The 255-nt window shown below is 69.0% G+C and carries 1 protein-coding gene; it reads right to left on the reverse strand.

The genetic code is table 11. The annotated features are described in order from the left end of the window. A partial coding sequence (locus tag QSK31_RS48710) for a hypothetical protein (protein ID WP_285692030.1) occupies window positions 1-255 on the reverse strand: 255 nt, incomplete at both ends.

A 255-nucleotide genomic window follows, 5' to 3' on the forward strand; every position in this document is an offset into this window, starting at 1 on the left:
CGAACTCCCGTCGAGCGCGTCATTGTCCACATCGTCCGACGCAACCGGCGAATCCAACGGGTTTCGGGCGTCGTCCCGCTCGTAGCGGCGGTCGGTTCGCACCGGGAACGCTTCTACCGGCACGGCATCGGCTTCAAGGGGCAACGCCATCGCGGAGTCCGCGGACGGCAACGACCCGCCCCGCCGCCCGTCGGTCTGGTCCAGCGGTCCCAGGTAGACCGATGGCAGGGTTTCCTCGATCGGCGGCAACGGGTG

Source organism: Actinoplanes sp. NBRC 103695, assembly GCF_030269485.1.
Classification (GTDB): Bacteria; Actinomycetota; Actinomycetes; order Mycobacteriales; family Micromonosporaceae; genus Actinoplanes.